The following is a 7,783-nucleotide window of genomic DNA, read 5'->3' as shown; positions in this document are numbered from 1 at the left end:
GTTTCAGGTTTCAGGTTTCAGGTTTCAGGTTTCAGGTTTCAGGTTTCAGGTTTCAGGTTTCAGGTTTCAGGTTTCAGGTTTCAGGTTTCAGGTTTCAGGTTTCAGGTTTCAGGTTTCAGGTTTCAGGTTTTGGGTTTTGGGTGGCAAGTTTCATCTCAAGCTTTTGACATCATTATAAAAAAGGCCCTTCTACCAGAGAGAAAAAAGTTATGGTCCGTTTTTGATTCAAATCTCTTTATTTCATCTCATTTTTTGCGTGAGGGATTGAAGCGTAAATCCCGCAACCCGACTAAAAAGAGGAGTGAGGAATTGAAGCAGAAAGCCCGACCCTTGGGGTCACGCCCAGATACCATGATAAACCCGAAAATCTAAATCAAAAAGCTTTGATGCTCTACCACTTTTACTCTTTAAAAATTCATACCTCATACTTCGCAATTCGCAATTAATTAAATTATCTTTGCAGCTTTTAAAAACACAACATTATGTCCATATTTCCTTTGCAAGCTATCTCTCCAATAGATGGCCGCTATGCATCAAAAACCAAATCGCTTGGTATATATTTTAGTGAAGAAGCCTTAATTAAGTATCGTGTTCTTGTAGAAATTGAATATTTCATCGCTTTGTGTGAATTACCATTACCACAATTACAAGAAATTGATACTTCTTTATTTGAAAAACTCAGAGAGATATACACTACTTTCTCGAGTGAAGATGCATTAGCCATTAAGGAAATTGAAAAAGTAACCAACCACGATGTTAAAGCTGTAGAATACTTTATCAAAGAAAAATTTGATCAGCTAGGGCTTCAGGCATACAAAGAATTTATCCACTTTGGATTAACCTCTCAGGACATCAACAACACAGCAATACCGCTAAGTATTAAAGAAGCGATTGGAGATGTGTATATCCCACAGTATTTAGAATTAAAAGATAAATTAAAATCTTTGGTTAACGAGTGGTCAGAAATACCGATGCTGGCTCGTACTCATGGGCAACCCGCATCCCCTACTCGACTGGGTAAAGAGTTGCAGGTATATGTTACCCGATTAGAAGCGCAATTTGATTTACTAAATGACATCCCAAGTGCTGCAAAATTTGGAGGAGCAACAGGTAATTATAATGCCCATAAAGTGGCCTATCCTACTATTGACTGGAAAGCCTTCGGAACTCGTTTTGTTCAGGAAAAATTAGGATTACACCATTCATTTCCAACGACGCAAATTGAACATTATGATCATATGGCTGCTTTATTCGATGGACTGAAGCGTATTAATACCATTATATTAGATCTGGATCGAGATATCTGGACCTATGTATCTATGGATTACTTCAAACAAAAAATAAAAAAGGGAGAAGTTGGCTCTTCTGCCATGCCACATAAGGTAAATCCAATCGATTTTGAAAACAGTGAAGGTAATTTAGGAATCGCCAATGCTATTTTTGAACATCTTTCGGCAAAATTACCGGTAAGTCGTTTACAGCGTGACCTTACCGATAGTACAGTGCTTAGAAATGTTGGTGTTCCTTTTGGGCATACATTAATTGCTTTTCAGGCTACTTTGAAAGGGTTAAATAAACTTTTACTAAATGAGGAAAAGTTTGCTAACGACTTAGAAAATAATTGGGCGGTAGTAGCTGAAGCTATTCAAACCATTCTAAGAAGAGAAGGGTATCCCAACCCATACGAAGCCTTAAAAGGATTGACCCGAACTAATGAGGCTATAAATCAAAACTCTATTGCTACGTTTATTGAAACCTTAGAGGTTTCTGAGGCTATAAAATCAGAACTTAAGCAAATCACTCCTTCTAATTATACAGGGATATAAAAGCTATCTTTATAAAAAGCTATCTAAAAAGGCGTCATTCCGAGAGAAGCGAAGGAATCTGTCAAGTTTAAGTTGCTGATAAACAGATTACTTCTCCGTCTCAGACGGATCGTAATGACATTATTTTATCCTTTTTAGATAGCTTTTTTATTTGGTCTACGAATAGTAATTAGTTAATCTCTATAGTTCGAGCGATATCCTCAAAAGCTTTTAGATCTATTTTACCTTTCTCTACAGATTCCATTAGTTTCACCATCTTTTCTGGTCTCATATTGTCACCCAAAACACGTACCAATGCTAATCCTCTCTCTTGGTGGGTAGCAAAAACAATAACTTCATCGATATCATCATCATCTCCTTGATATTTTAGTACCGCTTTTGCTCCGTTTGATCCAAACCTTAATAAGGTTTCATATCTATCAGAGTTAAGAATCTTTGCGATTGCCGAGCTCTCTTGATCAAATTTAACTTTGGTATCATCATTAAGTGGTAAGGCCAAAAAATTAACTTTTTTGATACTTTCTAGTGCCTCTATCTCTTCCTTGTTAAGTTCCATCGTTTTTTTATCTAAAAGACTAGACGGAACATCTACCGCAATAAAATCTACATCCTCTTGATGATCCACAAAATATTTCTGTAGTGAAGGTTCACTACTACAACTAGCAAAAAGTAATACTACTGCTAGGCCTAAGATGCTAAATACATTTTTCATTTTTTTGATTGTTTTTGATTGATATTTTATTAGATCAGGCTTCTTAGAATTTACATCCTAAGAAGCCTGATTACACTAGGTAAAACTTATTAATTACCTTTTTTTACGTTTTTAAGTTCCTTACCCCCGGGGATATTAAGATCATTCGCCAATTTAGATACCTGCTTAAGGTCAATATTACCTGTGATCGTAAGTATTACGGTTTCGGGACCATCTTTACTATCATTTCCTTCGAGATACATGAATAATTCTTTTACATGATCCTCATCACTACCTGGTTTGATGTAGAATTTAATATTCTCTCCATCATCACTTTTAATACGCATTAACTCATCTAAAGAAGAGTTTTTGAGATAACTACTTACATCGCTGCGCATTTTATTACTCACTTCTTTGTTTTCGGTAACAAAAACCTTGATGTTATTAATATTCTCTACCAGATTAAGATATTGTTGCGTTTCTTCATCCTGGCTCTCAAGATCAATCTTGCTTAATAACTTAAACATCTTACTGGTCATGACCATAGAGGTCACATCGTTCATATTCTCATATTTATCAAAATAACTTTGTGCATTTGACACATATGGTAAAACAGCCAGTATTAAAACTATCGTTAACTTTTTCATAATTTACATTTTAGAGTGTACTAAAAAAGTACATATCAATTTTTACTTTATAAACTTGTTTTTAGTGTTTTCAAACTCTTTCAGGTACACTAACTCCTGTTTGCCCTCGTTCATATATTGAGAAACCAAATTGAGGATTTTTTTGGTTTCCTGTAATGCTATTTCCGGATCTTCAAAAGTATCAATAGACTTAGGTGGTGCAGTTCTTGTTAAAAACATCCCCGCAATCAAAGCTACAGATGCCGCAATACCAACCCAAGTATACGTAACCGTTCTGCTGGTATTTAACTTTAAATCCCTGGTAGCCGTTATGGTGCTTTCTTCAGAAAAGTACTGAAACATATCTTTGTATCTCTCTAGATGCGACGGCACAGTTTCTCTGGTAAAATAAACCTTTAATTCTTTTTCTTCAGAAATGGTCGTTTCGCCTTCGAAATACTTTTCAAGTAATTTTTCTATGTTAGACAACTCCATAATTATGCTTTTTTATTAATTCTTCTCTAATTTTTTTTCTTCCTCTTGATAATGCCACTCTAACCGCTGTTTCATTAATCTTTAACATCTTTGCAATCTCTGCATTGTCATATTGCTCTATATCTCTAAGCTGGATAATCATTCGTTGTTGTTCTGGCAGGTCATTCATTATCTTACCCACCCAATCCAGGCTATCCTTTGCTTCTACTTCTCGCTGTAATGAAGGTCGCTCGTCTTTATAATTACTATGAACTATCTTAAGATTTGCTGTTTCTTTTGCCTTTAGCTTATCAAAACAATAATTCTTAGTCATTGTCATTGCAAAAGCTTCTACATTTTTATACTCAGCCATTTTACTTTTATTCTTCCATAGCTTAAGCAGTACTTCTTGTGTAGCATCTTCGGCTTCTTCATTACTCACTAGTAAACGCTTGGCTAATCTAAAAAGTTTATCCTTAAATCCATTAGTAAGCGTTATAAATGCTCTTTCTTTCATTTTTGATTGGTTGTTTATAAAACTTTGTCAGCTTTATACTAGGGAGACGACTACCTATGTAATTTGTTACAATCTTTTTTAAAATTATAATAAATAGTTACATTTAGAGCCTTATAACAAAAAAAGACACTATGAAATATTTGAAGCATTTTATGCTATTGCTTCTATTGGGAAGCCTGTTTGTTGGATGTTTTGATGACAATGATGATGTTCCTCAGGTTACTGGTACAACTGAAATAAATGATTTTATTTATAAAGGAATGAGAACCTGGTATCTATACAAAAGCGATGTTTCTGATCTTCAGGACAATCGTTTTTCTTCTGATCAGGCATATACAGACTATCTACGATCATTTCCTTCTCCTGAAGCTATTTTTGAAGCCCTAAAGGCCAATATAGATGAATTTAGTTTTTTGGTAGATGACTATGTCGCTTTAGAACAAGCTTTTGATGGGATTTCGAGAAATAACGGTATGGAGTTCGGATTAGTACGCTATCCTGATGATCCCACCAATGTATTTGGATATGTGCGATATGTGCTACCAGGAACCGATGCTGAAGCTAAGGGTGTGCAACGAGGTGATATTTTTAACACCGTTGATGGTACGCAAATAACAGATAGTAACTTTAGAACTCTTATAGACCCGGATACATACACCATTGGCCTTGCTACATTTGATGGTACTAATGTTACTGCAACCGGAACATCTGTAACACTAAACAAAGTGCAGTATACCGAAAATCCAATTTTTATTAATAAAACTATAGATGTAGGTGGTAACCCTGTTGGATATCTTATGTACAATGCCTTTACAGCTGATTTTGACACACAACTAAATGCAGCATTTGCAAAACTTAAATCAGACAATGTTACCGAGTTAATATTAGATTTACGATATAATGGAGGTGGTGATGTAGAAACAGCTAAAGACTTGTCGAGTATGATTACCGGGCAATTTAATGAAAGTGTATTTACTACAGAAGAATGGAATGATGAGTTTCAGCAAGAATTTATAGAGAATGATCCTGGTAGGCTTATTAATCTATTCGATAATCAAATCAGAGGTGGTGCAGCAATTAATAGCTTAAACTTAACAAGATTATATATTCTAACTACCAGGGGTTCTGCTTCTGCCAGCGAATTGGTGATTAATGGTTTAGATCCATACATTAATGTTATACAAGTTGGCGATACGACCAGAGGAAAATTTCAAGCATCGATTACTGTGTATGATTCGGATAATTTTCGACGACAGGGTGCCAATACAGGGCATACCTATGCTATGCAACCTTTAGTTCTTAAATCTATAAATTCTGCCGGTTTCACAGATTACTTTGATGGTTTTGCACCCGAAGTGGCTTTAGAAGAAGACCTTACAAATTTAGGAATATTAGGAGATGAAAACGAACCTTTACTAAAGGCCGCTTTGGATAACATTGCAGGTGCCGTTAGAGGTAAACAAAAATCTAATGTGTTACATTTAGAAGCAGTAGGAAACAGTAATATTCTTAATCGAGATTATGAGATTATGTATCATCAACAATAATAACCACAATATATAGCTCGAAATCTAGAAAAATCAATCTAATAAAAAACTCCTAAACGAAACGTTTAGGAGTTTTTTATATATACAGATATATTTGAATTAAAAATCTAAATTGAAACCGATTCTTGCATTTCTTCCCTTGGTACTAAATCCAAAAATCTCCTGATAATCTTCATTAGTAATGTTATTCAAGGCTGCATAAACACTAAAGTTTTTTAACACTTTATGGCTAATGTAAAAATCTAATACTCCATAATCATCTAAAGTAACCTGAGCCGGTTCAAAAGTAACCGGATCGGCATTAGCAAAATCATTATCTGCTCGTTCGGTATTAAATTGATAGCTTAAAGAAGTATATGTTTTTTCTCCTAATTGATATCCTACATTAACATTAATCATATGCTCAGGAATTCGGATATTATCCTCCAATTTTTCAATATTGGTATAGGTGTAATTACCATTAAAAGATAATTTATCATCCAAAACTGTTGCCGATAACTCTACCTCTATCCCATCTACCTCTATATCATTAGATGAATTTAAATTTACAAATGTATTAGGATCAAATGTGATAAAATTTTCTGAGTTTCTATTAAAATAAACAACACTTACTGTGGCTTTCTTTTCATGTGACAATTCAACACCGGCTTCTATAGTGGTACTTTCTTCTGGTTCCAAATCTGGATTCCCCGAAAAAAACGCGGTATCAAATAATTGAAACAACGATGGCGTAATATACGCTGTGCTATACGATGCCAATCCTTTAATATAATTATCACCAAATGTATATGTATACGAAGGGTTTACGTTATAAACCATTTGATTTCCGTAGGCACTATGTATGTTTAATCTAGCTCCGGCATTAACATTTAAACCAAAATCTGATGTATATACCACATTAACATAAGGATCGATAATATCAAATTCTGCATCTTTATCACTAATAGTCTCCTCTAGATCGGTACTCCCAAATGGAATACTTAATAGATTGAAATCACTATATGAACCGTTTGCTCCTATAACTGTATAAAATGTGTTATCAAAAGTATACTTATTGTAGGCATCAAATGTAAATACGTCACCCTGATATTGTGAAGGAAAACTAGACCCGGTAAGATCTCTTTCTAAAGAAGCATAACTATTAGTTACCGTAAAACTACCGTTTGGATATTTTACTTCCCAAAAAGATCCTGCTCTTAACTGCTGACTAATAATTCTATTATCACCATCTATTCCTGCTCCGGCATCAAAATCACTCTTATATTCATCTAAATTTCCGAAAAAATGAAATTTAAAATTATTATTCCATTTGTATCCAAGTTTCGCATATGCATTATACTTCGAAAATGGGTCACTTTCTGCTCCCTCAGCTTCTGCAGCCGATAATCCATCTGTAAATTGATTTCCAAAACTTGCTAAGTAACTTACTTTGCCTAAAGTCCCATTAATAGAAGCTAAATTCACAAAATCGTTAATATCATAATCCTGATCTTCTTGAGATTGATTGGTTCCTATACTAGACTGAAAATTTGCAGATATCTTATCTTTACTTTCAGACTTTGTGGTAATATTAATCACTGCAGCAGCGGCTCCAGATCCATATAAGGTACTTGATGCCCCTTTAAGAATTTCAATTTCTTGTATCTGGTTCACCGACAATAGTCGCAAATCAAAATCCCCTGCAGACGTTGAAGGGTCACTAACCGTTACCCCATCTACTCTAATCACTACCTGGCGATTTCGTCCTCCACGCACATAAACACCAAGGTTTTGTCCTGCTGCACTGCCATTTCCGTTAATAAATACTCCGGCAGTTCTAGTAAGCACAGTAGCCACAGATTGTCCTTGGCTGCGTTCTAATTCTTCGGGAGTAATCTTAGTGATTACCTTACCGATTTGTTCTCGTTTTAAACCAAATTTAGACGATGAAATAAACACCTCTTCTAATTCGTTTACATTCTCTTCTGATTTGACTTCTTGTCCAATGACATAAGAGGATCCCAGCATTAAAAATGCGACCCCAAAAAACACTTTTTTGTTCATTACTTAAATACTTAATTGTTCTAATAATCGGAAAAAAGTATGTAGTTACCCCATACCCA

Annotated in this window: 7 protein-coding genes; 2 read left to right on the top strand and 5 right to left on the bottom strand. The window is 34.7% G+C overall.

Features of this window, described 5'->3' with window-relative positions:
* The first annotated feature begins 482 nt into the window (after window positions 1–482).
* Window positions 483–1,826 (top strand): adenylosuccinate lyase, encoded by a 1,344-nt coding sequence (purB, locus tag ABW637_RS09240; RefSeq protein WP_367584375.1) that lies wholly within the window; start codon window positions 483–485, stop codon window positions 1,824–1,826.
* Window positions 1,827–1,995: 169 nt separating this feature from the next.
* On the opposite strand, the gene ABW637_RS09235 is transcribed toward purB, so the two are convergent.
* The 4 genes from ABW637_RS09235 to ABW637_RS09220 all read right to left on the bottom strand — a co-directional run bounded on the left by ABW637_RS09235 (window position 1,996) and on the right by ABW637_RS09220 (window position 4,134).
* A complete protein-coding gene (locus tag ABW637_RS09235) occupies window positions 1,996–2,538 on the bottom strand; it encodes a GFO_1091 family lipoprotein (protein ID WP_367584374.1) in 543 nt (180 codons plus the stop codon).
* A gap of 89 nt (window positions 2,539–2,627) precedes the next feature.
* Entirely contained in the window at window positions 2,628–3,164 is a 537-nt protein-coding gene (locus tag ABW637_RS09230) for a GFO_1090 family protein (RefSeq protein ID WP_367584373.1), read from the bottom strand.
* 42 nt (window positions 3,165–3,206) lie between these two features.
* Entirely contained in the window at window positions 3,207–3,638 is a 432-nt protein-coding gene (locus ABW637_RS09225) for a PG0215 family putative anti-sigma factor (protein WP_367584372.1), read from the bottom strand.
* Complete coding sequence (locus ABW637_RS09220; RefSeq protein WP_367584371.1) at window positions 3,625–4,134, bottom strand: GFO_1088 family ECF-type sigma factor; 510 nt, start codon at window positions 4,132–4,134, stop codon at window positions 3,625–3,627. Before ABW637_RS09220 ends, ABW637_RS09225 begins: the two co-directional genes overlap by 14 nt.
* Window positions 4,135–4,265: 131 nt before the next feature.
* Here ABW637_RS09220 and ABW637_RS09215 point away from each other — a divergent pair, with 131 nt between their 5' ends.
* On the top strand, window positions 4,266–5,681 hold the full coding sequence (locus tag ABW637_RS09215; protein WP_367584370.1) for a GFO_1087 family putative carboxy terminal peptidase: 1,416 nt from the start codon (window positions 4,266–4,268) through the stop codon (window positions 5,679–5,681).
* A 99-nt stretch (window positions 5,682–5,780) separates the two neighbouring features.
* Here ABW637_RS09215 and ABW637_RS09210 read toward each other — a convergent pair whose 3' ends face one another.
* A complete protein-coding gene (locus ABW637_RS09210) occupies window positions 5,781–7,724 on the bottom strand; it encodes a TonB-dependent receptor plug domain-containing protein (RefSeq protein WP_367584369.1) in 1,944 nt (647 codons plus the stop codon).
* Window positions 7,725–7,783 lie beyond the last annotated feature (59 nt).

The organism is Aquimarina penaris, assembly GCF_040786285.1.
Taxonomy (GTDB): Bacteria; Bacteroidota; Bacteroidia; order Flavobacteriales; family Flavobacteriaceae; genus Aquimarina.
Note: the sequence above shows the minus strand (reverse complement) of the source record. Positions and strands in the feature narration are given on the sequence as shown.